21 protein-coding genes are annotated in these 24,946 nt (G+C 69.3%); 11 read left to right on the top strand and 10 right to left on the bottom strand.

The window, feature by feature from the left end; translation table 11 throughout:
- Positions 1 to 9: 9 nt before the first annotated feature.
- The 4 genes from G6N23_RS05095 (at position 10) to G6N23_RS05110 (ending at position 4,789) form a co-directional block, all read left to right on the top strand.
- Positions 10 to 1,179, top strand: a complete 1,170-nt coding sequence (locus tag G6N23_RS05095) for an acyl-CoA dehydrogenase (RefSeq protein WP_085261395.1) — start codon at positions 10 to 12, stop codon at positions 1,177 to 1,179.
- A 119-nt stretch (positions 1,180 to 1,298) separates the two neighbouring features.
- Complete coding sequence (pta, locus tag G6N23_RS05100; protein WP_085261396.1) at positions 1,299 to 3,410, top strand: phosphate acetyltransferase; 2,112 nt, start codon at positions 1,299 to 1,301, stop codon at positions 3,408 to 3,410.
- Positions 3,407 to 4,552 carry an acetate kinase gene (locus G6N23_RS05105; protein ID WP_085261397.1) on the top strand — a complete coding sequence of 382 codons (1,146 nt, stop codon included), beginning with the start codon at positions 3,407 to 3,409 and terminating at the stop codon, positions 4,550 to 4,552. The genes pta and G6N23_RS05105 overlap by 4 nt, the downstream gene beginning before the upstream one ends.
- Positions 4,553 to 4,636: 84 nt before the next feature.
- The gene (locus G6N23_RS05110; protein WP_308214922.1) at positions 4,637 to 4,789 is read left to right on the top strand and encodes a hypothetical protein; all 153 of its coding nucleotides are present in this window, start codon (positions 4,637 to 4,639) and stop codon (positions 4,787 to 4,789) included.
- On the opposite strand, the gene G6N23_RS05115 is transcribed toward G6N23_RS05110, so the two are convergent.
- The 6 genes from G6N23_RS05115 to pstS (G6N23_RS05140) are packed head-to-tail and all read right to left on the bottom strand — an operon-like array spanning position 4,747 to position 10,929.
- Entirely contained in the window at positions 4,747 to 5,928 is a 1,182-nt protein-coding gene (locus G6N23_RS05115; protein WP_085261398.1) for a CoA transferase, read from the bottom strand. The genes G6N23_RS05110 and G6N23_RS05115 overlap by 43 nt on opposite strands.
- Before the next feature lie 5 nt (positions 5,929 to 5,933).
- Positions 5,934 to 6,773, bottom strand: a complete 840-nt coding sequence (gene pstA / locus G6N23_RS05120; RefSeq protein WP_085261399.1) for a phosphate ABC transporter permease PstA — start codon at positions 6,771 to 6,773, stop codon at positions 5,934 to 5,936.
- Positions 6,774 to 6,783: 10 nt separating this feature from the next.
- Positions 6,784 to 7,803: a phosphate ABC transporter permease subunit PstC gene (pstC, locus tag G6N23_RS05125; protein WP_085261400.1), complete on the bottom strand. Its 1,020-nt coding sequence runs from the start codon at positions 7,801 to 7,803 to the stop codon at positions 6,784 to 6,786.
- A 7-nt stretch (positions 7,804 to 7,810) separates the two neighbouring features.
- Positions 7,811 to 8,944 carry a phosphate ABC transporter substrate-binding protein PstS gene (pstS, locus tag G6N23_RS05130; protein ID WP_095173966.1) on the bottom strand — a complete coding sequence of 378 codons (1,134 nt, stop codon included), beginning with the start codon at positions 8,942 to 8,944 and terminating at the stop codon, positions 7,811 to 7,813.
- 32 nt (positions 8,945 to 8,976) lie between these two features.
- Entirely contained in the window at positions 8,977 to 9,783 is an 807-nt protein-coding gene (locus G6N23_RS05135; protein ID WP_109560175.1) for an ATP-binding cassette domain-containing protein, read from the bottom strand.
- 45 nt (positions 9,784 to 9,828) lie between these two features.
- The gene (gene pstS, locus G6N23_RS05140; RefSeq protein ID WP_085259121.1) at positions 9,829 to 10,929 is read right to left on the bottom strand and encodes a phosphate ABC transporter substrate-binding protein PstS; all 1,101 of its coding nucleotides are present in this window, start codon (positions 10,927 to 10,929) and stop codon (positions 9,829 to 9,831) included.
- Between the two features lie 49 nt (positions 10,930 to 10,978).
- Here pstS (G6N23_RS05140) and pstS (G6N23_RS05145) point away from each other — a divergent pair, with 49 nt between their 5' ends.
- The 4 genes from pstS (G6N23_RS05145) (at position 10,979) to G6N23_RS05160 (ending at position 16,884) form a co-directional block, all read left to right on the top strand.
- Positions 10,979 to 12,097, top strand: a complete 1,119-nt coding sequence (pstS, locus tag G6N23_RS05145) for a phosphate ABC transporter substrate-binding protein PstS (protein ID WP_085259120.1) — start codon at positions 10,979 to 10,981, stop codon at positions 12,095 to 12,097.
- Between the two features lie 95 nt (positions 12,098 to 12,192).
- Positions 12,193 to 14,175, top strand: a complete 1,983-nt coding sequence (locus G6N23_RS05150) for a serine/threonine-protein kinase PknD (protein ID WP_085259119.1) — start codon at positions 12,193 to 12,195, stop codon at positions 14,173 to 14,175.
- 6 nt (positions 14,176 to 14,181) lie between these two features.
- A complete protein-coding gene (locus G6N23_RS05155; RefSeq protein ID WP_085259118.1) occupies positions 14,182 to 16,098 on the top strand; it encodes a serine/threonine-protein kinase PknD in 1,917 nt (638 codons plus the stop codon).
- Positions 16,099 to 16,272: 174 nt separating this feature from the next.
- Positions 16,273 to 16,884: a cation diffusion facilitator family transporter gene (locus G6N23_RS05160; RefSeq protein WP_085259146.1), complete on the top strand. Its 612-nt coding sequence runs from the start codon at positions 16,273 to 16,275 to the stop codon at positions 16,882 to 16,884.
- Between the two features lie 86 nt (positions 16,885 to 16,970).
- Here G6N23_RS05160 and ctpC read toward each other — a convergent pair whose 3' ends face one another.
- The 4 genes from ctpC to G6N23_RS05180 form a co-directional block, all read right to left on the bottom strand.
- The gene (gene ctpC, locus G6N23_RS05165; protein ID WP_173675078.1) at positions 16,971 to 19,100 is read right to left on the bottom strand and encodes a manganese-exporting P-type ATPase CtpC; all 2,130 of its coding nucleotides are present in this window, start codon (positions 19,098 to 19,100) and stop codon (positions 16,971 to 16,973) included.
- A gap of 64 nt (positions 19,101 to 19,164) precedes the next feature.
- The gene (locus tag G6N23_RS05170; protein ID WP_085259116.1) at positions 19,165 to 19,446 is read right to left on the bottom strand and encodes a DUF1490 family protein; all 282 of its coding nucleotides are present in this window, start codon (positions 19,444 to 19,446) and stop codon (positions 19,165 to 19,167) included.
- Positions 19,447 to 19,614: 168 nt separating this feature from the next.
- On the bottom strand, positions 19,615 to 20,352 hold the full coding sequence (locus G6N23_RS05175; RefSeq protein ID WP_264069239.1) for a TIGR03089 family protein: 738 nt from the start codon (positions 20,350 to 20,352) through the stop codon (positions 19,615 to 19,617).
- A 9-nt stretch (positions 20,353 to 20,361) separates the two neighbouring features.
- Positions 20,362 to 21,831 carry an LCP family protein gene (locus G6N23_RS05180; RefSeq protein ID WP_173675036.1) on the bottom strand — a complete coding sequence of 490 codons (1,470 nt, stop codon included), beginning with the start codon at positions 21,829 to 21,831 and terminating at the stop codon, positions 20,362 to 20,364.
- 204 nt (positions 21,832 to 22,035) lie between these two features.
- Between G6N23_RS05180 and rfbD the strand changes: the two genes are divergently transcribed.
- Genes rfbD through manB form a run of 3 tightly spaced genes read left to right on the top strand, consistent with a single transcriptional unit; the run spans position 22,036 to position 24,861 of the window.
- Positions 22,036 to 22,905 carry a dTDP-4-dehydrorhamnose reductase gene (gene rfbD / locus G6N23_RS05185; RefSeq protein WP_085259114.1) on the top strand — a complete coding sequence of 290 codons (870 nt, stop codon included), beginning with the start codon at positions 22,036 to 22,038 and terminating at the stop codon, positions 22,903 to 22,905.
- A gap of 10 nt (positions 22,906 to 22,915) precedes the next feature.
- Positions 22,916 to 23,791, top strand: a complete 876-nt coding sequence (locus G6N23_RS05190) for a glycosyltransferase family 2 protein (RefSeq protein WP_085259113.1) — start codon at positions 22,916 to 22,918, stop codon at positions 23,789 to 23,791.
- A complete protein-coding gene (manB, locus tag G6N23_RS05195; protein WP_085259112.1) occupies positions 23,788 to 24,861 on the top strand; it encodes a mannose-1-phosphate guanylyltransferase ManB in 1,074 nt (357 codons plus the stop codon). Before G6N23_RS05190 ends, manB begins: the two co-directional genes overlap by 4 nt.
- Positions 24,862 to 24,946: the final 85 nt, after the last annotated feature.

A 24,946-nucleotide genomic window follows, 5' to 3' on the forward strand; every position in this document is an offset into this window, starting at 1 on the left:
GAGGCTGTGATGGCTGGGTGGGCCGGGAATCCGTCGTTTGATCTGTTCCAACTCCCCGAAGAGCACGATGAGCTGCGGGCGGCGATTCGGGCGTTGGCCGAGAAGGAGATCGCTCCTTACGCCAAGGAGGTCGATGAGCAGGCGCGTTTCCCCGAGGAGGCGCTGGCGGCGTTGAACGCCTCGGGCTTTAATGCCGTGCATGTGCCCGAGGAGTACGGCGGGCAGGGTGCGGACTCGGTGGCGGCATGCATCGTGATCGAGGAGGTGGCCCGCGTCTGCGCCTCGTCCTCGCTGATTCCCGCGGTGAACAAGCTGGGCACCATGGGGCTGATCCTGGCCGGCTCCGACGAGCTGAAGCGGCAGGTGCTGCCGGGCCTGGCAACGGGTGAGGTGATGGCTTCGTATGCCTTGAGTGAGCGGGAGGCCGGCAGTGATGCCGCGGCGATGCGTACCCGGGCCAAGGCCGACGGCGACGACTGGATCCTCAACGGCTCCAAGTGCTGGATCACCAACGGCGGCAAGTCCAGTTGGTACACGGTGATGGCGGTGACCGACCCCGACCTGGACGCCAACGGTATCTCGGCGTTCATGGTGCACATCGACGACGAGGGCTTCACCATCGGGCCCAAGGAGCACAAGCTGGGTATCAAGGGGTCGCCGACCACCGAGCTGTACTTCGAGAACTGCCGCATCCCCGGGGACCGGATCATCGGTGAGCCCGGGACGGGATTCAAAACCGCACTGCGGACGTTGGATCACACCCGCCCGACCATCGGCGCCCAGGCCGTCGGTATCGCCCAGGGGGCATTGGACGCGGCGATCGAATACACCAAGGACCGCAAGCAGTTCGGCAAGAACATCAGCACCTTCCAGGGGGTGCAGTTCATGCTCGCCGACATGGCGATGAAGCTGGAGGCGGCCCGGCTGATGGTCTACAGCGCCGCCGCGCGTGCCGAACGCGGTGAGACCGGTCTGGGTTTCATCTCGGCGGCGTCGAAGTGCTTCGCCTCCGATGTGGCCATGGAGGTCACCACCGATGCGGTGCAGTTGTTCGGCGGGGCGGGCTACACCACCGATTTCCCTGTCGAGCGGATGATGCGCGATGCCAAGATCACCCAGATCTATGAGGGCACCAACCAGATCCAGCGTGTGGTGATGAGCCGGCACCTGCTGCGCTGAGCCACCCGACATTCCGCGAGATTGCAGCCATGCAGGCATTTGCGCGCAATCACCTGCATGGCTTCAATCTCGCGGTGATCGAGGCCCAAGGCGGCCGCCTCAATTAGGTTGAGGGCACCATGACCGAAGCCGAACCGGCTCGCACGTCGAGCATCTACCTGGCCGCCGTCGAGGGTGGCACCGGCAAGTCCGCCATCGCGCTGGGCCTGCTGCACCTGCTGGCCGCCTCGTCGGCACGGGTCGGCGTGTTCCGCCCGATCGTGCGCTCACTCGACGAGCCCGACGCGCAACTCGAGCTGCTGCTCGCGCACGCCACCGCAAAGATCGACGATCACACCCGCTGCCGGGGCGTGACCTACCAGCAGGTCTACTCCGACCGGGAAGCCGCGCTGGGTGAGATCGTCGCACGGTTCCACGACGTCGCGCGCCAGTGCGAAACCGTCTTGGTGGTCGGCAGTGACTACACCGACGTGGTCAATCCGAGCGAGCTGAGCTTCAACGCCCGCGTCGCGGTGAACCTGGGGGCGCCGCTGGTGCTGGCCATCAACGGTCACCAGCGTGATGCGCAGGCCATCGGCGAGATCACCGCGCGCTGCCTGGCCGAAGCGGAAGCGGTACACGCCCGCACAGCCGCGGTGATCGCCAACCGCTGCGACCCGGACCGGCTGGCGGACGTCACCGCGGCGATCTCGGAACATCTGGGCGACCCCGGCTCCCTGGACATCCCGGCGTTTGCGGTTCCCGAGGTGGCGCTGCTGTCCGCCCCCACGATGGCCGAACTGTGCACGGCGCTGGACGGCACCGTCTACAGCGGCGACCCGGAGCTGCTGCGCCGCGAGGCGCTCAGTGTGATGGTCGGCGGGATGACCGCCGAGAATATTCTGGAGCGGTTGACCGAGGGCCAGGTGGTGATCGTGCCGGCCGATCGCTCCGACGTGCTGCTAGCACTGGTGAACGCCCATGAGGCACAAGGGTTCCCGTCGCTGGCCGGAATCATCCTCAACGGCGGACTGCTGCCGCACCCGGCGATCGACAAACTGGTCAAGGGGTTGCGGCCCACCCTGCCGCTGATCGCCACCGGCCACCGTACCTACGACACCGCCGAACAGGTGTCGAACACCGGCTCGCGGATCACCGTCGACGCGCTGCGCAAGATCGACACCGCGCTCGCGGTGATGGCCGCCCACATCGACGGCGCCGAACTGACCGAGCGGATCCGGGTGCCGGCGTCGACGGTGGTGACGCCCCAGATGTTCGAGTACCAGCTGCTGGAGCGCGCCCGGTCCGACCGGCGCCACATCGTGCTACCCGAAGCCACCGATGACCGGATTCTGTTGGCGGCCGGCCGATTACTGTCCCGCGGTATCGTCGACCTGACCCTGCTCGGCGTGGAGGACGCGGTGCGCGGGCGCGGCGCCGAACTCGGGGTCGACCTGGACGCGGCGCAGGTCGTCGACCCCGCGAGCAGCGGCCTGCTGGAATCCTTCGGCGCCGAATACGCCCGACTGCGCGCGCACAAGGGGATCGCCGAGGAACGCGCCCGCGAGATCATGCGCGACATCTCCTATTTCGGCACCATGATGGTGCAACTGGGGATCGCCGACGGCATGGTGTCGGGTGCCGCGCACACCACGGCGCACACCATCCGCCCGGCGTTCGAGATCATCCGGACCGCGCCCGGGGTCTCGACGGTGTCCAGTGTCTTTCTGATGTGCCTGGCCGACCGGGTCCTGGCGTTCGGCGACTGCGCGGTGGTGCCCGACCCGACCGTCGAGCAACTCGCCGATATCGCGATCTCCTCGGCCGCCACCGCCGCCTCGTTCGGCATCGATCCCAGGGTGGCGCTGCTGTCGTATTCGACCGGTGAATCCGGCGCCGGGGCGGGTGTGGACAAGGTCCGTGCCGCAACACAATTGGTGCACCAGCGTCGGCCCGACCTGCTCGCCGACGGACCGATCCAATACGACGCCGCGGTCGACGAGACGGTGGCGGCGGCCAAGATGCCGGACTCGGCGGTGGCCGGCCGGGCCACCGTACTGGTGTTCCCGGACCTGAACACCGGCAACAACACCTACAAGGCGGTGCAGCGCAGCGCCGGTGCGGTCGCGATCGGGCCGGTGCTGCAGGGATTGGCCAAGCCGGTCAACGACCTGTCCCGGGGAGCGTTGGTCGACGACATCGTCTACACGGTGGCGATCACCGCGATCCAGGCGCAGGAGGCGGCTCGGTGACCGTCGGCGACGCCGGGCTGGTGCTGGTGCTCAACTCCGGCTCGTCGTCGATCAAATTCCAGGTGGTCGACCCGGTGGCCGGCACTGCGGTGGTCTCGGGGCTGGTCGAACAGATCGGCGAGCCGGAGGGAAGGATTCCCGATCACGCGGCCGGTCTGCGCTGGATTCACCGGCGGCTCCTCGATTCCGGGATCGACCTCGCTGCGATCCGGGCAGTCGGACATCGGGTTGTGCACGGCGGCACGATGTTTTATTCGCCGACGCTGATCACCGACGCGGTGCTGGACGAGATCGAGCGGCTCGCCGAGCTGGCGCCGCTGCATAACCCGCCCAACGCGATCGGCATCGAGGTGGCGCGCGCCGACTTCCCGGACGTGCCGCACGTGGCGGTCTTCGACACCGGCTTCTTCCACTCGCTGCCGCAGGCGGCCGCGACCTATGCGATAGACCGCGACGTGGCAAGCGATTACGGCATCCGCCGGTACGGGTTTCACGGCACCTCGCACGAGTACGTCTCGGCCCAGGTTGCGGTGCTGCTGGACGCCGACCTCGCCGAGCTCAACACCATCGTGCTGCACCTGGGCAACGGGGCGTCGGCGTCGGCGGTGCAGGGCGGGGTCGCGGTGGAGACCTCCATGGGGCTGACCCCGCTGGAGGGGCTGGTGATGGGAACCCGCTGCGGAGATATCGACCCAGGCGTACTGATGCACCTGCGGCGCACCGCCGACATGGGAGTCGAACAACTCGACGAACTGCTCAACCGGCGCTCCGGACTCAAGGGGATGTGCGGGATCAACGACTTCCGGGAGCTGCTCGAACACATCGCCGACGGTTCGGCGCCCGCGAAGCTGGCCTACGACGTCTACGTCCACCGGTTGCGCAAGTACGTCGGCGCCTACCTGGCGGTGCTCGGCCGCGTCGACGCGATCGCCTTCACCGCGGGGGTGGGGGAGAACGTCGCCGCGGTACGCGAGGACGCGCTGACGGGCTTGGAGGGGCTGGGCATCGTCGTCGACCCTGCACGCAACCGGACCGGCAAGGGCGCGCGGATCATCTCCGCCGACGACTCACGCACCACCGTCCTGGTGGTTCCCACCAACGAGGAGCTGGCGATCGCCCGCGCCGCCTGGGAATTCGTGTAGCTACCGAGTGTTCGCGGTGGCCGAACTGCTCGTTGTCGTGGCGCTGATGCTGTCCACTGAGCTGGTCGCATCCCGGTCCTGGGCATGCCGGCCGCGGCGACGCTGCTGGCGATCAAGTGGGGACTCAAGGACGCCGGGCTGATCTGCGTGGCGGTACTACTGGCTGCACTGGCGGGTGCGCGTGCGCTGGCCGCTCAACCCAGCGGTTCGTCGGCCAAGAAAACGTCGTTGTGCTGACCCGGAGTCGGGGGAGGGTCGGTCGTGGTGGCGTCGAACGAGCTGTAGCGGGCCGGCGTGCGTACCACGGTGACCGCGTCGTCGCCGTCGCCGACCCGCAACGCCAACCGGTTCTCGGCGAACAGCGCGGTGTCGACCACCTGCTTCCAGGTGTTGGCCAGACACGCCATCAAACCGCTGCGCTGCAACCGATCCACCCATTCGGCCGCCGTCGCCGAGACCAGCGTGGATTCCAGTTCATCGGTGAGCTCGGCGTAGTTGATCGACCGGGAGCGCTGGTCGGCGAACCGCGGATCCGCGACCAGCTCCGGCCGGCCGATGGTGTGGCAGAGCGTATCCCAGTGCTTGGGCGTGTAGGCGCTGATCACGACGTAGCCGTCGGCGGTGCGGAAGGCGTCCGACGGCTGGGTGGCGAACCCGACTCCCTTGCGCCGCTTGGCCGGTGCGCCGGCAGGGAGCGTGTCCGGGCGGTTCAGGTGCACGGTGAGCTGGTTGGCCTGCAGGGCCACCGCCACGTCGTACATCGCCACTTCGACCACGTCGGCGACACCGTGGCGCTCCCGGTTGAGCAGCGCCGCCAGCACCGCCTGGGCCAACACATGCCCGCTGGCGTTGTCGACCAGCTGGAACGGGATGATCTGCGGCTTGCCGTCGGGAGTGCGCATGCCCGAGGTCATTCCGGCTTCGGCCGCCACCATCAGGTCGACCCCCGGCCGGTCGCCGTTCGGGCCGTTGCCGCCATAGGCCGACAGTCGCGCGTAGATGAGTTTGGGGTTGCGGGAACGCAGTTCGTCCGGCCCCAACCCGAGCCTTTCCATCACGCCGGGCCGGAAAGCCTCCAGCACGACGTCGGCGGTGTCGGTCAACGACAGGATCTGCCGGCGGGCCTGTGCGGTGCGCAGATCGGCGGTCACCGACTTCTTGCCGCGGTTGTTGGGCAGAAAGTAGACGGCCAGCGGCGGACGGCCGGGCAGCACCGAGGTGATGTGCCGGCTGGCCTCACCGCCGGGCGCCTCCACCTTGATGACCTCGGCGCCCAGGTCGGCCAGCACTTGGCCGGCCAACGGGCCGGCCACATTCTGGGTGAAGTCCAGGACCCGCAAGCCGTCCAGCGGCTTGGGTGCCGAATCGTCAGTCATCGTGCTCAGCCCTCCGAATGCCGGCGGGATAGCCAGCTGATCAGGCGCCCGACCACGATGAGCAACAACACGAAGATGATCAGCAGAAAGGCTGCGTTGTAGGACAGGTCGCGGGCGGACTTCGACGGCAGATTGTAGAACGTCCAGATCGGATAGGTCAGGTAGCCGACCGGGGAGTGGGTGAGTTCGCCGGTGGGCGCGGTGTTGGACCAGCCCGCGGTGTAGAGCATCGGTGCAGTCTCGCCGATCGCCAGGGCGAGCGCCACCAGCATTCCCGTGACGATCCCCGGTGTCGCCGATTTCAGCACGATTTTGCGCAGTGTCCACCCTGCCGGCAGGCCGAGCGCGTCGGCGCCCTCCCGGTAGGACGTCGGGACCTGGCCCAGCGCGGACTCCGTGGCCTTGGCGATATAGGGGATGGACAGCACCGACAGCGTCAGCACCCCGGCGGCCAGCGAGAATCCCCAGCCGAAGAACACCACCAGCGCGAGGTAGCCGACGTAGCCCAGCACGATCGACGGGATCCCGGCCAGCACTTCGTAGGCGCCGCGCAGGATAGAGCGTGTTCTGCCCGTGGCGAATTCGGACAGGTACAGACCCGTGAGCACACTCACGGTGCCGCCCACCAGCAGCACCCCGAGACCAAGCACCGCGGTGCCGATGATCGCGTTGCGTAGACCGCCGCCGTTGCCCCGGGTGTTGTCGGTCAGCACATGCCAGTCGAACACCGGCAGGGCGCGCCCGACGACCTCGATCAGCATCCACAGCGTCGGGACCACCACCACGGCAAGGCACAGCACGCAGCCCGACCAGAACGCGGCGTTGACGATCTTGCGGCGGTTCACCTCGGCGCCCTCAGACTCCGCGTCCCACCGGCAGCGCGGTCCCCGACACCCGGCGCACCAGTATGCGGGCGGCGATGTTGGTCAGCAGGGTGATCACCATCAGCACCAGGCTCGCCTCGGCCAGGGTCTTCACCGCGAAATCGGTGAAGTCCGTCATCGCCGAGTCCAGCTGGGACACAACGGTCGCGGCGATGGTGGTCATGGTGGAGTAGATGGTCGTGGGCATGGTGCCCAGCACCGCGCCGGAGACCATCGCCACCGCCATCGTCTCGCCGAGCGCCCGCCCGAGCCCCAGCACGATCGCCCCGACGATACCGCTGGACACCCACGGCAACGTGACCCGCCGGGCGCATTCGAACTCGGTCATCCCCAGTGCGATAGCGCCCTCGCGAGGCAACAGAGGCACCTGCCGGATCAGGTCGCGGCTGGTGCTGGCGATGATCGGAATGACCATCACCGCCAACACCAGACCCGAAACCAGCAGCCCCTCCCCGTGCCCCGGATCGCCGCGAAAGTAGCGCAGCACCGGCACATCCGGGGCATTGTGGGCGATCACCGGCGCGATGTGGTGAGCGATGAACGGTCCGAACGTCATGGCGCCCCAGAGTCCGACGATGACGCTGGGGATACCGGCCAGCAGCTCGAGGACCATCCCCACCGTCGAGGCGAGCCCTTTCGGCAGCCGCTCCACGATCAGCAGGGCGGCCCCGACCGACACCGGTACGGCGATCACCAGCGCGATCGCCGACGTCGCCAGTGTGCCGACGATCAGCGGCAGCGCCCCGTAGTAGGCGCCGGTCGGATGCTCGACGCCGCGGGTGACCGTCGCCGAACCGTAGGTGTTGCCCGGATTCCAGTCGGTGCCGGTGAAGAAGTGCAGCCCGTTGACGGTGATCGCGGGCAGCGCCTCGATGAGCAGCGTCGCAAGCACGAACATCAGCGCCAGCAGCGGCACCGCGGCGCCCGCCGCGCCCAGCACGGCGATGGCACGGCCCTGCCGGGCACCGGAAGGCCGGCCGGTGCGGCGCACGGCAGCCTTACTCGGCGCTGATCTTGGCGATCTGGGCCTGCGACTGTTTGGCGACAGCGTCGGGCAGCGGCTGGAAGTGCACCTTGTCGAGGAAGGAGGGGGCGTTGCCGTCGGTGATGGCCCAGTGCAGGAACGCCTGCAGGGTCTGGGCGGTGGCGTTGTCCCGGTCGGCCTTGGGCCTGCCGTTGACGATCGCGTACTCGTAGTTGACGATCGGGTAGGCGTCGGGGGCGGGCGCGTTGATCAGGGAGACGGCTTGATTGTCGGGGGTTTGGTCGGCGAAACCGGCCGCGGCGGCCTGGATGCTCTTGGCGTCGGGCTGCAGGTAGTTGCCGGCGGCGTTGGCCAGCTGCGCCTCACCCAGGCCCTTGTCGCGCGCCTGGTCGAGGAAACTGATACCGATGTAGGCGACGCACCCCGGGGTTTCGGCGCAGCCGGTCACCATTCCGCCGTTGCCGTTCTCCCCGAGGGCCCCCGGCACCGCGGGGAAGTCCACGGTGGTGCCGAAACCGGGGGTTTTGCCCCAGCCGTCGGGGTCCTGTTTGGACAGGTATTGGGTGAACAGGAAGGTGTCGCCGGAGCCGTCGGAGCGGTGCAGCGGCACCACCGGGGTGTCGGGCAGGTTCAGGCCGGGGTTGAGTGCGGCGATCTGCGGGTCGTTCCAGGTTTTGACGGTGCCGGAGTACATGGCGGCCAGTACCTTGCCGTCGAGCTTGACCGGGTCGGTCAACCCGGGCAGGTTGTAGTTGATCTGCTGGGCGGAGATGGCCAGCGCGATGTTCATCAGGCCTTGGTGTTCCTTCATGTCGCCTTCGGACAGGTAGGCGTCGGAGGCGCCGATGTCGACCGCCCCCGCGGCGGCCTGCGAGATGCCGGTGCCCGAACCGGTGCCCTGGGTGGTGATGGTGACGTTGGCGTACTTCTCGTGATACGCCGGGCCCCACTGGTTGAACAGCGGATAGAGCAACGTGCTGCCGGTCTCCGACAGCGACACGTCCGATGACGCCGGCGTCGTGGCCACGCCACCGGGATGCTCCGAATCCGATGGCGCGGTGGAGGTTTTCCCACCGCAGGCCGCCCCGGCCAGGATCAGCGGTGCGGCGGCTGACAGGGCCAGCATGCTACGTAGGCGAGTTTTCACGGTGACACCCTTTCGTCGTACCTTGCGATTACCTAGGCGTTCTCGGCGGTCAACTGCCCCCGGGATACGTAGCGGACGGTCTCTTCGTGCTGCGGAGACGAGAAGAGTTGTGCGGTGGGACCTTCCTCGACGAGCCTGCCCTCGAAGAAGAAGGCCGTGCGGTCCGCGATCCGGGCGGCCTGGGCCAGATCGTGGGTCACCATGATCACCGTCAAACGACCGGTCAGCGACGAGATGAGCTGTTCGATCTTGTCGGTCGTGGTCGGGTCCAGCGACGACGTGGGCTCGTCGAGCAACAGCACGTCGGGGTTGACCGCCAGCGCCCGGGCGGTGCACAACAGTTGCTGCTGGCCGCCGGAGAGCCGGAACGGGGAATCGCCCAGCCGGTCCTTGACGGCGTCCCACAGCCCGACCAGTCGCAGCTTCTCTTCGGCGACACGGCGGAACTCCTTGCGCGGCACCATCTTATGGGCGCGGACGCCGGCGACGACGTTGTCCACGATCGACATCGGGAACGGGTTGGGACGCTGGAACAGCATGCCGACACTGCGCCGTAGCTCCATCAGATCCCGGTCACCGAAGATGCTTGCACCACGGAGCAGGACGTCGCCGCTGTAGCGGTAGCCGGTGACCTTGTCGTTCATCCGGTTCAGGGTGCGCAGAAATGTCGTCTTGCCCGAACCGGTGGGGCCGAGCAGTGCCGTGATCGCCCGGGCGGGAAATGCCAAACTCACCTTGTTCAGCACGGTTTTCGTTGCGAAACCCAAGGTCAGATCCACAGCGCTCATGGCCGGAGCGCTGACATTCCCGGTCTCGCTGTCGAGCCTTTCGGGTGGCATCGGCGCCATGCTACGTCCGCTTCCTGCGGATCGGTTGTCAACGCTTCACCGAACAGCGCTGATCTTGGCGATCTGGGCCTGCGACTGTTTGGCGACGGCGTCGGGCAGCGGTTGCAGGTGCAATTTGTCGAGGAAGGAGGGGGCGTTGCCGTCGGTGATGGCCCAGTGCAGGAACGCCTGCAGGGTCTGGGCGGTGGCGTTGTCCCGGTCGGCCTTGGGCCTGCTGTCGACGATCGCGTACTCGTAGTTGACGATCGGGTAGGCGTCGGGGGCGGGGGCGTTGATCAGGGAGACGGCCTGATTGTCGGGGGTTTGGTCGGCGAAACCGGCCGCGGCGGCCTGGATGCTCTTGGCGTCGGGCTGGCGGTAGTGGCCGGCGGCGTTGGCCAGCTGCGCCGTGCCCAGCTGACGATCACGCGCCTCTTCGCTCTGGCTGGCGCTGACATAGGCGACGCACCCGGGGTTGGCGGCGCAGCCGGTCACCATGGCCCCGTTGCTGTTCTCCCCGAGGGCCCCCGGCACCGCGGGGAAGTCCACGGTGGTGCCGAAGCCGGGGGTTTTGCCCCAGCCGTCGGGGTCCTGTTTGGACAGGTATTGGGTGAACAGGAAGGTGTCGCCGGAGCCGTCGGAGCGGTGCAGCGGCACCACCGGGGTGTCGGGCAGGTTCAGGCCGGGGTTGAGTGCGGCGATCTGCGGGTCGTTCCAGGTTTTGACGGTGCCGGAGTACATGGCGGCCAGTACCTTGCCGTCGAGCTTGATCGGGTCGGTCAACCCGGGCAGGTTGTAGTTGATCTGTTGGGCGGAGATGGCCAGCGCGATGTTCATCAGGCCGGGGTGGGCGGCCCGGTCGCCTTCGGACAGGTAGGCGTCGGAGGCGCCGATGTCGACCGCCCCCGCGGCGACCTGGGCGATACCCGCACCCGACCCGCCGTCCTGGGTGGTGACGGTGACGTGGGGGTACTTCTGTTGATAGGCAGCGCCCCATTCGCTGAACAACGGATAGAGCAGCGTGCTGCCGGTCTCCGACAGCGCCACCGGCGCCGGCGTCGCGTCGGTATCGCCGGTGGTGGCGGATCCGCACGCCGCCGTGCTCAGGATCACCGTGGCGGTGAGCAATTCGGCAAGGCGAATCCGGCGAGACCGCATCGGGCAATGCTACGTCCGCCCGCTGGCAGCAACGGTAAGGTTTTGTGCTGTGAGACGCGGCCGATGGACTGTGTTGCTGGCCTTCCTCGTTGTGGGTGTGCTTACGGTTTCGGCATGCGGCGGCAACTCCGGTGACTCCGGTTCGGCCGAAGGCCCGCAGTCGTCGGTGGACTGCGGCGGCAAGCAGGAACTGCACGCCAGCGGCTCCACCGCGCAGGAGAACGCGATCGAGCAGTTCGTCTACGCCTACATCCGGGCGTGTCCGGGCCACACCCTGGACTACAACGCCAACGGCTCCGGAGCCGGGGTGGACGACTTCATCGCCAACGAAACCGATCTGGCCGGATCAGACGTGGCACTCGACGCCTCCAAGGGCCAACCCGAACGCGCGTCGGAGCGGTGCGGTTCGCCGGCGTGGGATCTGCCGATCGTGTTCGGCCCGATCGCGGTCACCTATCACATCAGCGGGGTCAACTCCTTGAGCCTGGACGGCCCCACCCTGGCCAAGATCTTCAACGGCACAATCGGCACCTGGGACAATCCCGCGGTCAAGGCGCTCAATGCGGGCGTGCCGCTGCCCTCGACGCCCATCCATGTGGTCTACCGCAGCGACAAGTCCGGGACCACCGCCAATTTCCAGAAGTATCTCGATGTCGCCTCCGACGGCGCATGGAGCGGGGGAACCGGCGAGATGTTCAACGGCGGTGTCGGCGAAGGAGCCGCCGGGAACAACGGCACGTCCGCGGCGCTGCAGGACACCGACGGTTCGATCACCTACAACGAGTGGTCGTTCGCGGTCGGCAAGCAACTGCCGATGGTGCAGGTCATCACCTCGGCGGGCCCGCACCCGGTGTCGATATCCGCGGACTCGGTCGGCAAGACGATCGCCGGGGCCAAGTTCGTGTCGAACTCAGGCCAGAGCAACGACTTGGTACTCGACACGTCGTCGTTCTACAAGCCGACCGAGGCGGGCGCCTATCCGATCGTGCTGGCGACGTACGAGATCGTCTGCTCGAAGTACCCCGACGCCGCCACCGGCGCGGCCGTCAAGGCGTTCATGCAGGCTGCCATCGGCCCCGGCCAGGAGGGGCTGGATCAGTACGGTTCCATTCCGTTGCCGGATTCCTTCAAATCGAAGCTCCTGGCGGCGGTGAACGCCATCTCGTGACCGTTTATGGGGGTGGCGCCGGTTAGGCTGGTGAGCAGGCTTTCGCCGCGGGTTCGCGGCACTGGGGTGCTGGTGAGGCGAAGGGAGCGTCGTCGGTGAACAACACCGAGCCGGGTTCGCGGGCCGGGGCGCGGTTCGGCCCCTACCGGCTGGAGCGCTTGTTGGGTCACGGCGTCGTGGGTGAGGTCTACCGGGCTGAGGACACCCGCAGTGACGAGATGGTGGCGCTGAAACTGATCTCGGAGTCGTTCTCCGGCGACGAGGCGTTCCGCAGCCGACTCGAGGACGAGGCCGAGGCCGCCGGTCAGCTGACCGAACCCCATGTGGTGCCGATCCGGGCCTACGGCGAGATCGACGACGTGCTCTATCTCGAGACCGGCCTGATCGACGGCACCGACCTGGCCACCCTGTTGGCGGACGGCGGACCGTTGAGCCCGCCACGCGCGGTGGCCATCGTGCGGCAGATCGCCGCGGCGCTGGACGCGGCGCACAACGCCGACGTCACCCACCGTGACGTCAAACCCGACAACATCCTGGTCACCGACGACGACCTGGCCCATCTGATGGACTTCGGGGTGGCTGCGGCCATCGCGGATCCGGGGACGCGAGCGGACCCGGCGACCGGCACCGTGCATTACATGGCTCCCGAGCGCCTGACCGGCGAGCAGGTCACCCACCTCGCCGACATCTACTCGCTGGCCTGTGTGCTGGCCGAGTGCCTGAGCGGAGTCCTGCCGTTCCCGGCCGACACCGTCGACGACGCGGTCGAACAACGCCGCACGATGGCGCCCCCGCGACCCAGCAAACTGCGCCCCGGGCGCGTCCCGACCGCCATCGACGACGTGCTGGCCCGCGGGCTGGGCACCAAACCCGAGGACCGCTACAGCAGCGCCGGTGAGCTGGCCGCGGCCGCCTACGAGGCGCTGACCGAGCCCGAACGCCACCAGGTGGTCCGGATCCTGCGGCGAGGCGAGCCCGCGATGCATCTGCCCGGCGGCCTGGAAGCAGAGGTCCGGGCCGACGCCCGAACCGCGGTCCGGGGCGAAGCCGCGCTGCGGCCGGTGCCGGCCGGGCCGGAATGGGCTTCGCCCGACGCCGATTTCGGCACCGGTCCGGGCGGGCCACTTCCGGCGCCGTTCCCGGTGGCCCCGTTGCAGCGCACCGAGGCCCCGGCGATGCCCACCTCCTCCCGGCGTCGGCTGCCGCGCAAGCCGGTCCTGGCGGCGGCCGCCGTGCTCGCCGCGGTCACGGTCGTGGCCGGCGTCGGGCATCTGGTGAGCCGTCCCTCCTCGGCGTCAGCGGTGGCGTCGCCCGCGCAGGAGGTGTTGCCGTTCACCGACCTGGATTACCGGCTCTCCCCGGGCGCGGTCGCGCTGGACGGCGACGGCAACGTCTACGTCACCAGCGAAGGTATGCACGGGCGGGTGGTGAAACTGACGGCCGGCTCGGATTCCACTGCGGTGCTGCCGTTCAGTGACCTGTACCAGCCTCGCGGCCTGGCGGTCGATGGCGTCGGCAACGTGTACTTCTCCGACCTCGGCGACCGGGTGGTCAAGCTCGCGGCCGGTTCCGACGCGCACACCGTGCTGCCGTTCGCCGGCCTGGACGACCCCGCCGGGGTGGCGGTGGATTCCGACGGCAATGTCTACGTCGCCGACCGCGGCGCCGACATGGTGTTGCGGCTGGAACCCGGCACGAACATCCAGACCGTGCTGCCGTTCGTCGGCCTCAACAAGCCCGGCGGGGTGGCGGTGGATTCCGCCGGCAACGTCTACGTCGCCGACACCGGCAACAACCGGGTGCTCAAGGTGTTGGCGACCTCCCACGAGCAGGTCCTGTTGCCGTTCACCGGGATCGTCTCACCGCGGGGCGTCGCGGTGGACGAGGCCGGCGACGTCTACGTCACCGAGCACAACCGCAACAAGGTCGTGAAACTGGCCGCCGGGGCCGCGATTCCGGAGGTGTTGCCGTTCACCGGCCTCAACGCCCCGCTGGACGTGGCCGTCGACAAGCATGGCAACGTCTACGTCGCCGACCGCGGCAACGACCGGGTGGTCATGGTGGACGCGAACCGATGAGGACCGGTGCCTAACGGCGGCCCTGGTTCGCGAGCCGGTTCCCAGTTCGGGCACTACCGGCTGGTCCGGCTGCTGGGCAACGGCGGGATGGGCGAGGTCTACGAGGCCGAGGACACCCGCAAGCACCGACTGGTGGCGCTGAAGCTGATTTCGCCGCAACTCTCCGACGACCCGGTTCTGCACGCCAGGCTCCAACGCGAGGCCGACACCGCCGGGCGGCTCACCGAACCGCACGTGGTGCCCATCCACGACTACGGCGAGATCGATGGACAGTTCTACGTGGAGATGCGCCTGATCGAGGGCAACTCGCTGCGCACCCTGCTGAACCGCCACGGCCCGCTCAGCCCGGCCCGCTCGGTGGCGGTGATACGCCAGGTCGCCGCCGCGCTGGACGCCGCGCACGCCGCGCAGATCATGCACCGCGACGTCAAACCCGAGAACATCCTGGTGACCGGGGAAGACTTCGTCTACCTGGTGGATTTCGGCATCGCCCGCGTGGCCACCGACCCGGGGCTGACCCAGATCGGCACCGCGGTGGGCACCTACAACTACATGGCCCCGGAGCGGTTCACCGGCGGCGACGTGACCTACCGGGCCGACATCTACTCGCTGGCGTGCGTGCTCGGTGAGTGTCTGACCGGCACGCCGCCGTACCGGGCCGACAGCATCGAGCGGATGATCGCCGCGCACCTGACCGAGCCCGCCCCCCGTCCCAGCGCGCAGCGCCCGGGCAGTGTTCCGCCCGCCTTCGACCAGGTGATCGCCCGGGGGATGGCCAAACGGCCCGAGGACCGCTACCGCAGCGCCGGCGAACTGGCCGCCGCCGCCAACGATGCGCTCACCGGCCCGCAGCAGGATCAGGCGGCCACCATTCTGCGCCTCGGCGAAGAGGCGACCTTCGGCTCCTCCGCGATCGCGGCGGTGCCGTCGTCCTCCGCGCCCACCGGGTGGCGGGACCAGCCGGTACAGCGGCCCCGCCCGGTACATCGGCCGGTGGGGTACTCCGCGCCGGCACCGCCGGCGTTTCGTCCCGCACCCGCCGCCGGCGGCCGACGTTGGATGATTCTGGGCGCCGCCATCGTGGCGCTGGTGTCGGTGCTGGGCGTCGTCGGCTACCTGGTGGCGCGGCCGTCGCACCCATCGGCGGCCAGGACTCCGACCGGCCAGAGCGAATTGCAGTTCAGCGGCATCAACTTCCGGCTCTCCCCGAGCGGGGTGGCGCTGGACTCCGACGGCGACGTCTATGTCGCCAGCCAGGGCATGTACGGGCGGGTGGTCAAGCTGCCGGCCGGGTCCAACGCCCCGACCGTGCTGCCGTTCAGCGGGCTTTACCAGCCGCAGGGGGTGGCGGTCGACACCAACGGCACCGTCTACGTCTCGGACTTCAACAACCGGGTCGTCAAGCTGGCTGCCGGGTCCAACAACCAGGTGGTGCTGCCGTTCAATGGCCTGAACTATCCGGAGGGGCTTGCCGTGGACGCCGGTGGCAACCTCTACGTCGCCGACCGTGGCAACGACCGGGTGCTGGAGTTGGCGGCCGGGTCCAACACCCAGACCGTGCTGCCGTTCAGCGGCCTCAACAACCCCGACGGGGTGGCGGTGGACGGTTCGGGCACCGTCTACGTCACCGACACCGACAACAACCGGGTGCTCAAGCTCGCCGCCGGGTCCAGCAACCAGGTGGTGCTGCCGTTCACCGGGGTGGCGGTGCCGTGGGGCATCTCGGTCGACTCCGGGGCGAATGTCTACGTCACCGAGCACGACGGTAACCGGGTGCTCAAGTTGGCAGCCGGAGCGACGGCCCCGACGACGCTGGCGTTCACCAGTCTCAACACCCCGTTGGACCTCGCGGTGGACAGGGACGGAACGGTCTTCGTCGCCGACCGCGGCAACAACCGGGTGGTGCGGCTCGCCGCAGGCTGAGCCGGTCTTCGATGGCGGTGGCCCGGGGGCGCCGGACGCGGGGTATCGCCGATCGGCGGTAGCATTTTCATTGTGGACAGTCGTGTGGCGGGCCCTGATGTCGGCCTGACCGATACCGACGCCACCGCTGTCCAGCACCACGATCACGCGGGGCACCGCCATCCTGCTCGTCCGGTGCTCGACGCCGGCTGGCACCGCGCCGCCGGATGGGCCCGCCGGCTCGCCTGGGTCAGCCTGGTGGTGGTCGGGTTCGAAGGCGTGTTGGGCTTGTGGCAGGGCCTGGCGGCCGGTTCGATCGCCTTGACCGGGTGGGCGCTGGGCGCCATTCCCGAAGCGATGGCCGGGGCCGTCGTGATCTGGCGGTTCACCGGCGCCCGCACGCTCTCGGAGACGGCCGAGCGGCGCGCCCAGATCGGGGTGGCGGTGTCGTTCTGGATCAACGCCCCCTACATCGCCGCCGAATCGGTGCGCCACCTGTTCGGCGATCAGCGCACCGAGAGCAGTGTCATCGGGATCGCGATCACCGCCGGGGCGGTGCTGGTGATGCCGATCCTGGGCCGCGCACAGCGACGGCTCGGCACCCGGCTGGGCTCGGCGGCCACCGTGGGTGAGGGCGTGCAGAACTATCTGTGCGCGATCCAGGCCGCCGCGGTGCTGGCCGGGTTGACGCTCACCGCGCAGTGGGCGGGGGGATGGTGGCTGGACCCGCTGATCGGGCTGGGGGTGGCAGCCGTGTCGGTGTGGCAGGGCTTCCGGTCCTGGCGCGGCGAGGGCTGTGGCTGCTGACCGCCGCTGAACGGCTGGCGAGCAGAGTCCCGGCTGCCCTGGAGCTGGTGGTGTTGCTCGACAGGGACAGCCGGGACGGAGACAGATTACGCCCCGGCGGGGGCGGACGCCATCGGTTCGGAGGCCAGTTTGTAGCGAATCAGCCGCGAACTGTTGGCGACCACGGCCACCGATGACGCGTTGTGCAGAATCGCCGCCAGCACCGGTGAGAGCGCACCGCCGGCGCCGATCAGCAGACCGGCGGCGTTGACCGCGATCGACATGCCGTAGTTCTGCCGGATCACCTCGACGGCCCGGCCGCCCAGGTCACGGACGTCCAGCAGCCGCCGCAGGTCGTCGTTGGCCAGGGCGACATCGGCGGTCTCGACCGCCACATCGGTGCCCGCCAGGCCCATCGCGATGCCGATGTCGGCGGCGGCCAGCGCAGGAGCGTCATTGACGCCGTCGCCGACCATGCCGACCACGTAGCCCTCGTCCTGAAGGTCCCGGACCACCTGCAGTTTGTCTTCGGGGAGCACCTCGGCGCGCCATTCGGCGATGCCGAGTTCGGCGGCCACCGCCGCTGCGGTCTCCGGGTGATCGCCGGTGAGCATCACGATGCGGCGAATGCCCTTGGCGCGCAACTGCTCGAGTACGTCGTGCGCCTCCGGACGCACCTCGTCACGCAGGCTGATCAAGCCCACCAGGGTGCCGTCGACCGCCAGCAGCAACGGGGTCTCGGCCTGGGCGCGCAACTTGGTGACCCAGTCCGCCGCCTTCTTCGAGATGCGCACCTTCTCGGCGCGTAGCAGGTTCGGGCTGCCCAGCAGCAGGGTGCGCCCGTCGGCCCAGGTGCGGATGCCCAGCCCGACCAGAACCTCGCACTCCTCGTGCGGCGGGATCACGATGTGGCGTTCCTCGGTGGAGCGGATCACCGCCTCGGCCAGCGGATGCCGCGAGTGCAGTTCCGAGCTGGCGGCGTATGCGAGCACCTGCTCGGGCTGCCAATCTTTATGGACGGCAACGATATTGGTCACCACCGGGCGGCCCACGGTGAGCGTCCCGGTCTTGTCGAACACGATGGCGTCAACCCGGCCGGCTTGCTCGAGATGGGATCCGCCCTTGATCAGGATGCCGCGCCGGGCGCCATTGCCGATCGCGGCGCTGATCGCCGTCGGCGTGGCCAGTCCGACCGCGCACGGGCAGGCGATCAGCAGCATGGTCATCGCGCGGCGGACGTCGCCGGTGACCAGCAGGGTAAACGCCGACAGGATGAACGACGCCGGGACGAATCGGCGGGAGAAGTTCTCACCGACGGTCTGGATCGGGGCGCGGTCGTGTTGTGCCTCCTCGACGCGGCTGATGATCCGCCCGATCACGGTCTGGCTGCCGACCGCGGTGGCGCGCACCACCACCCGGCCGCGCACCACCACCGAACCGGCGTGCACGCCGGCCCCGGCGATCACGCTGACGGGCAGGGTCTCGCCGGTGATCGCGGACTGGTCGACGATGGCCTCGCCGTCGATGATCTCGCCGTCGACCGGGATCGCGACGTGGTCGTGGACGATCACCTCATCGCCGATCTGCACGGTGTCGATCGGCACCTGCACCTCAGTTCCGCCGGCAAGCCGCACCCAGGCGGTGTCCTGACTACCGCGCAGCAGATCCGAAATCGCGCGGCGGGTGCGGCGCAGCGTCAGGTCCTGCAGATACTCGCCGATGTTGAGCAGCCACAGCACGGTGAGCGCGACCACGTTCTCCCGCAGTACCAGGCTGGCGATGGTCGCGGCGGTCACCAGTGCGTCGGTGCCGGCCTTGCCTGAACGGATCGAGCGCAGCGCGCCCCGCAGGAACGGGTAGCCCATGAAGACCGTCGCTCCGGTGGCGACCAGCTGGCCGCTCGGTCCGAGCAGCGGCGGCCGGGCGAATACGTAGCGGCGCATGCCCAGCAGCGCCAGTGCCGTCCCGCCGATCACCATGCGCAGCACGTCGGTGTTGCGGATGTCCGCCGAGCGTGGGGAGCGGGCCGGGATCAGCTCGGCGGCGACGCCGGCGGCGTCGCGAATCGCCGCCAGGATCTCTGCGGTGTCGCATCGTTTGGGGGAGTACCAGATCACCACCGCGCCGGTGCGCGGGTAGGCGTGCACGGTGCGCACCCCGTTGACCCGGCCGGCCGTCTCCTCGACCGCCACCGCCCGCCGCGAGTCACCGCGGACCCACCCGACGCGCACCCGCATCCGGCCCGCCGCGTCGGAGACGACGATCAGGTCTGCGCTGTTGACGGCGCTCACGTCGCTGCGATCAGTGGTCGTGGTCGTGTGCGACGGCCACCGCCGGCGGTGTCGCCTCCTCGCCGACACGTTCGCGCGCCTCGGCGACCACATCAGCCACCTTCAGCCGCGCCGACTCGGCGACTTCTTCGGCCCGTCGGGTCCCGCGCAGGCCCCATTCGGTGGCGGTCACCGCGGCCTCGTGCAGCGGGGCCTTCTCCAGCGCCTTGCGTGCCAGCTCGTAGGCGCTCACCCCGACCAGCCCGGTGAACACCGTTCCGGCCGCCTTCACCAGCAGTCCCTGTACCGCCATGAGTAGTCCCCTTCGTGGCTCGTCCGTCTTGATCAGCGAGGCTATCATCATATAAGCATTTCTGCATATATCGAGGTGGGTTCGCCGTGGAGAATGTGCCGAGTGTGCGGTTTGGCACGCGACACCGCGCTCAGGCCTACCGGACCGCACACTCGACGGCTGGGCCGTTCAGTCCAGCGTCCGGGTGACCTTCTCGCTGTCCCGGCGGCGCTGCTGGGCGCCCGGATCCGGATTGCCGACCTGCACCAGGGAGGCGCCGACCGCGAAGACCGCCAGCATGTTGTCGACCAGCTCGGCCGGGTTGCGCCAGTCGTTGGCCGACCACACCCGATCCGAAGGCGTCAAACCCGTTGCCGCCGCGGACTTCTCGCACAGCGCCAATACCTCGTCGGGAGACGATCCGGCCAGCGCTGCGCCGGGCCTGGTTTCCGGGGTGATCTGGTCACCGTGCACCCGCACCGCGGTCGCGTAGTCGGTGACACCCACCGGCAGATCGGGGACCGGCCGGCCGAACGGGTCCAGGGACAACACCACCACCTCGCCGCCGCCGGCGGCCACCGCCGCGTCCGCCTCGGCGAGCCGATCCGCGGTGCACAGGGCGATGTCGGCAGACCCTTCGACCCCGACTGCGTTCGATTCGAGCAGCACCTCGGCGCCGATCCACCACGCCCCGAACAGCACCGCCGCGGTCTGCCAGTGTGCCGGCAGCAACACCGCCACCCGACTGCCGGCCCCGGCGCCGAGCTCGTCGCGCAGCAGGTTGCCGGTCTTGGCGGCCCAGTTGGCCAATGTCGCCGCGGACAACTCGATGCGCTCGCCGGTGGCGTCGTCGTAATAGGTGATCCGTGGTCCCACCGGGTCGGCGCGCATGATCGGATCAAGGATCGCCGAGCTGAGGTTGGTCACCCCCCGACGTTAGTTCACGCACTGCGGGTCATTGGAACCCGCGGTCAGAATCGGTGACGGAGCGGGGATTTGGGGCAGCTCGCCGTCTTCGACGCTGGCGAAGCCGGTCGCCTCGGCGCGATCACCTGCGCCCAGGCCCGATCCGGGGCCGGTGTAGTCGCCTGCCAGCACCACCCGTACCGCGCCGGCCGGCACCGACTCGTTGGACACCACCGGCAATCCGCCGAGGTCCCTGGCCACCGCTTGCGCGCCGGGGTCGTCGGTGTCGGCGGCCTGGACCTGGCTGGTCGCCACGTGACCGGCCTCGTTGTTGCCGACCGACCCGGTACCGAATCCCTTGGCGTTCAGCACACCTGAGACCGCCGCGGCCAACCCGTTGATGTCGGTGTCGTTGTAGACGCTGGCGGTGGTGTGTTCCGGGTCGTAGGCCCGTTGGTCGGTCTTGCCCTCGTCCGTGTCATGCAGCAGGCCGGCCACCCAGTCGGCGACCTGGGTCGGGTCGACGCGCACCACGCTCTGCATGCCGTCGTCGCTCCAGCCGGATTCCTCGAGTACCGGGATGGTGGCGAAGGCGACCTTGCCCGCCGCCAGATCCTGCAGCTTGGTGATGAAATCGATGACGTCCCAACCTTCCGACAGCACCACCGAGCGTTGTACCGCCGCCTGCAGTCGCGACATGGTGCCCGGGCTGGACAGCGTCTTACCGGAGATCACCTGGTGAGCCAGTGCCGCCATCACCGCCTGTTGGCGGCGGACCCGGTCCAGGTCGCCGTGCGGCAGCTCGTGGCGCTGCCGCACGAAGCTCAGTGCCTGCGCGCCGCCGAGGCGCTGCCAGCCGGCCGGGAAATCTGCGCCGGAGAGTTCTTCGTACACCGGCTCTTTGAGGCAGACGTCCACGCCGCCCAGCGCGTCGGTGATCAGCGAGAAACCCAGCAGCCCGACCTCGGCGTAGTGGTCGACGGTGACCCCGGTCAGGTCGGCCACCGTCTTGATCAGGGCCTCCCGGCCGGCCTGGGTGCCGCGGGCCTGGGCCTGCACCGGATCCATCCCGGCTTCGACCAGCGCGTCGGCGGTCTCGAGCCTGGTGGCGCCGTAGACGCCGTTGATCTTGGTCTTGTCCAGCCCGGGCGGCGCCACATAGGAGTCGCGGGGGATCGAGATCGCGGTGGCCGAGCGCCCGTTGTTGGGGATGCGGACCAGGATGATCGTGTCGGTGTTGGTGGCGTCGTCGTCGCCGACCCGCAGCTCGGCCAACTCCTCGGGGGTCAGCGGGTTGCCGTGGGCGTCGGTGCGGCTGTCCATCCCGACCAGAAGAATGTCGACCGCGCCGTCGGCTCCGCCGTTGCCCAGCGCCAGCGACGCCACGTGGAAGATGCCGTCCTCGAAGGACCGGACGCGGCTCCAGGCCACCCCGGTACCGAGGACGACGGCGACGGCTGCCACGGTAGCGATCACACGAATCACACGTTGCGCAGGCATCACTTGAGGCTACTTGCGTCACGGCTGTATCTGCGGTAGCCGCGATCGGCGTGCCAGATCGGCGGGAGCTGCCGCATAAGCTCGGCGGCTTAGCGAGCCTCGACGAAGGAGAGGCGAAGCTGGAGCTGCCGCATAAGCTCGGCGGCTTAGCAAGCCTCGACGAAGGAGAGGCGAAGCTGGAGCTGCCGCATAAGCTCGGCGGTTATGACTTCTGGGCAGCGGATCGTGATCACCGGGGCCGGCGGGCAGGTCGGCAGCTTCCTGGCGGTGCGGGCCGCCGAGACCGGCCATGACGTGCTCGCGCTGTCCTCGGCGCAGTGCGACATCACCGATCCGGCCGCCGTCGGCGCCGTCGACCTGCGGCCCGGCGATGTGCTGGTCAACTGTGCCGCCTACACCGACGTGGACTCCGCCGAGACCGACGCCGACCGCGCGCACGCGGTCAACGCGGCCGGGCCGGGCCATGTGGCCACCGCCTGCGCGCGGGCCGGTGCACGACTGATTCACATCTCCACCGACTACGTCTTCGGCGGCGACTTCGGCGGCGCGGCGCCACGCCCGTACGAACCGGGGGATGCGACCAGGCCCCTCAGTGTCTACGGCAGCACCAAACTGGCCGGCGAGGACGCGGTGCTGACGGCGTGTCCGGATGCTCTGGTGGTGCGTACCGCCTGGGTCTACACCGGCGCCGCCGGCGGGTCGGACTTCGTCGCGGTGATGCGTGAGCGGGCCGCAGGCGATTCGACGGTGGAGGTGGTCGACGACCAGATCGGCTCACCGACCTATGTCGGCGACCTGGTCGACGCACTACTGGCCCTGGCCGGTGCCTGGCCCGCCGCCCGGCTGCTGCACGCCGCCAACGGCGGTGCGGCGAGCCGCTACGAGCAGGCCCGTGCGGTGTTCGCCGCGCTCGGCGCCGACCCGCACCGGGTGCTGCCGGTCAGCAGCGCCGCCCGGCCCCGCCCGGCGGCCCGGCCCGCCTACTCGGCGTTGTCGGGCGTCGAATCGGCGCGAGCCGGCCTGGCGCCGCTGCGCCCATGGAGCGCTGCGCTGGCCGCGGCACTGGCCAGATAACCTCTACGCCGTGAGTGAGGCCCTACCGGTGGTGACGGTGACGTATTCGCCGGGTTGGCATCTGGACCGCTTCCTGGCATCGCTGGCGCTGGCCACCGATCGCCCCGTGCAGGTGGTGATGGCCGACAACGGTTCGACCGACGGCGCGCCGCAGGAAGCCGTGCAGCGCTACCCCAACGTGCAGTTGTTCGAGACCGGGTCCAACCTCGGCTACGGCGGCGCGGTCAACAGCGCGGTGGAGCAGCTGGGCGCCTCAAGCGAGTTTCTGATCGTGGCCAACCCCGACGTGCAGTGGGGCCCGGGCAGCATCGACGCCCTGCTGGAGGCCGCCGCCCGGTGGCCGCACGCGGCGACGTTGGGTCCGCTGATCCGGGACCCCGACGGCTCGGTGTACCCCTCGGCGCGCCAGCTGCCGAGCCTGATCCGCGGCGGCATGCACGCCGTGGTCGGCCCGCTGTGGCGCAACAACCCGTGGTCGCGGGCCTACCGGCAAGAGCACCAGGAACCCAGCGAACGCCCGGTGGGGTGGCTGTCCGGGGCCTGTCTGCTGGTGCGCCGCGCCGCGTTCGATCAGATCGGCGGTTTCGACGAGCGCTACTTCCTCTACATGGAGGACGTCGACCTGGGCGACCGGTTCGGCAAGGCCGGCTGGCTCAACGTCTACGTTCCGTCCGCGGAAGTGCTGCACCAGAAGGGACACGCCACCGGCAAGGACCCGGCGGCCAACCTGGCGGCGCACCACCGCAGCACCTACACCTACCTCGCCGACCGGCACACCGGTTGGTGGCGAGCGCCGCTGCGCGCGACCATGCGCGGCGCGCTGGCGATGCGCTCGCGCCTGGTGGTGCGCAGCGCCCGCCGCAAGCCGACGAAGGGACGCCCGTGACACTTCAGCAAGTCGATGCCGTGGTGCTGGTCGGCGGCAAGGGCACCCGGCTGCGGCCATTGACGTTGTCGGCGCCCAAGCCGATGCTGCCGACCGCGGGTCTGCCGTTCCTCACCCACCTGCTGTCGCGGATCGCCGCCGCCGGCATCGAGCACGTCATCTTGAGCACCTCCTACAAGCCGGAGGTGTTCTCGCAAGAGTTCGGCGACGGCTCGGCGCTGGGGCTGCAGATCGACTACGTGACCGAGGACGAGCCGCTGGGCACCGGCGGCGGCATCGCCAACGTCGCGGCCAAGCTGCGTCACGACACCACGATGGTGTTCAACGGCGACGTGCTCTCCGGGGCCGACCTGGCCGAGCTGTACGCCTATCACCGCGAGCATGCCGCCGAGGCCACCCTGCACCTGGTGCGGGTCGGTGACCCGCGCGCGTTCGGCTGTGTTCCCACCGACGACGGCCGGGTCACGGCATTCCTGGAGAAGACCGAGGACCCGCCGACCGACCAGATCAACGCCGGCTGTTATGTGCTGTCCCGCAACGTGATCGACCGTATTCCGCGGGGCCGGGCGGTCTCGGTGGAGCGCGAGGTGTTCCCGGCGCTGCTGTCCGACGGCGTGAAGGTCTGCGGCTACGTCGACACCAGCTACTGGCGTGACATGGGCACCCCGGAGGACTTCGTGCGCGGCTCGGCGGATCTGGTGCGAGGCATCGCGCCGTCGCCGGCGCTGGGCGGCCGGCGCGGCGAGTCATTGGTGCACGACGGTGCCGCGGTGGCGCCGGGTGCGGTGCTGATCGGCGGCACGGTCGTCGGCCGCGGCGCCGAGATCGGCCCGGGCGCCCGGCTGGACGGCGCGGTGATCTTCGACGGGGTGCGCGTCGAGGCCGGCTGCGTGATCGAACGTTCGATCGTCGGGTTCGGCGCCCGGATCGGGCCGCGGGCGTTGATCCGCGACGGGGTGATCGGCGACGGCGCCGACATCGGTGCCCGCTGCGAGCTGCTGCGTGGGGCGCGGGTGTGGCCGGGGGTGTCGATCCCGGACTGCGGGATCCGCTACTCCAGCGACGTCTGAGCAGGTTTCCGGCTGACTCTGCGCTCAGGGCGCACCCTTCTCGCGCTTTTCCGCCATAGACGCAGAGTCAACGGTGGATAGTCAT

The sequence above is a fragment of the Mycolicibacter terrae genome, assembly GCF_010727125.1.
In the GTDB taxonomy this organism is placed as follows: domain Bacteria; phylum Actinomycetota; class Actinomycetes; order Mycobacteriales; family Mycobacteriaceae; genus Mycobacterium; species Mycobacterium terrae.

Bases quoted from the DNA above. Each gene is read 5' to 3' on its own strand.
- pta (WP_085261396.1), top strand. From the start codon at position 1,299: ATGACCGAAGCCGAACCGGCTCGCACGTCGAGCATCTACCTGGCCGCC.
- ctpC (WP_173675078.1), bottom strand. From the start codon at position 19,100: ATGCGGGTGCGCGTCGGGTGGGTCCGCGGTGACTCGCGGCGGGCGGTG.
- G6N23_RS05095 (WP_085261395.1), top strand. From the start codon at position 10: ATGGCTGGGTGGGCCGGGAATCCGTCGTTTGATCTGTTCCAACTCCCC.
- G6N23_RS05135 (WP_109560175.1), bottom strand. From the start codon at position 9,783: ATGCCACCCGAAAGGCTCGACAGCGAGACCGGGAATGTCAGCGCTCCG.
- G6N23_RS05170 (WP_085259116.1), bottom strand. From the start codon at position 19,446: ATGGCGGTACAGGGACTGCTGGTGAAGGCGGCCGGAACGGTGTTCACC.
- G6N23_RS05115 (WP_085261398.1), bottom strand. From the start codon at position 5,928: ATGACTGACGATTCGGCACCCAAGCCGCTGGACGGCTTGCGGGTCCTG.
- G6N23_RS05110 (WP_308214922.1), top strand. From the start codon at position 4,637: ATGCCGGCCGCGGCGACGCTGCTGGCGATCAAGTGGGGACTCAAGGAC.
- pstS (WP_085259121.1), bottom strand. From the start codon at position 10,929: ATGCGGTCTCGCCGGATTCGCCTTGCCGAATTGCTCACCGCCACGGTG.
- G6N23_RS05180 (WP_173675036.1), bottom strand. From the start codon at position 21,831: ATGCCTGCGCAACGTGTGATTCGTGTGATCGCTACCGTGGCAGCCGTC.
- rfbD (WP_085259114.1), top strand. From the start codon at position 22,036: ATGACTTCTGGGCAGCGGATCGTGATCACCGGGGCCGGCGGGCAGGTC.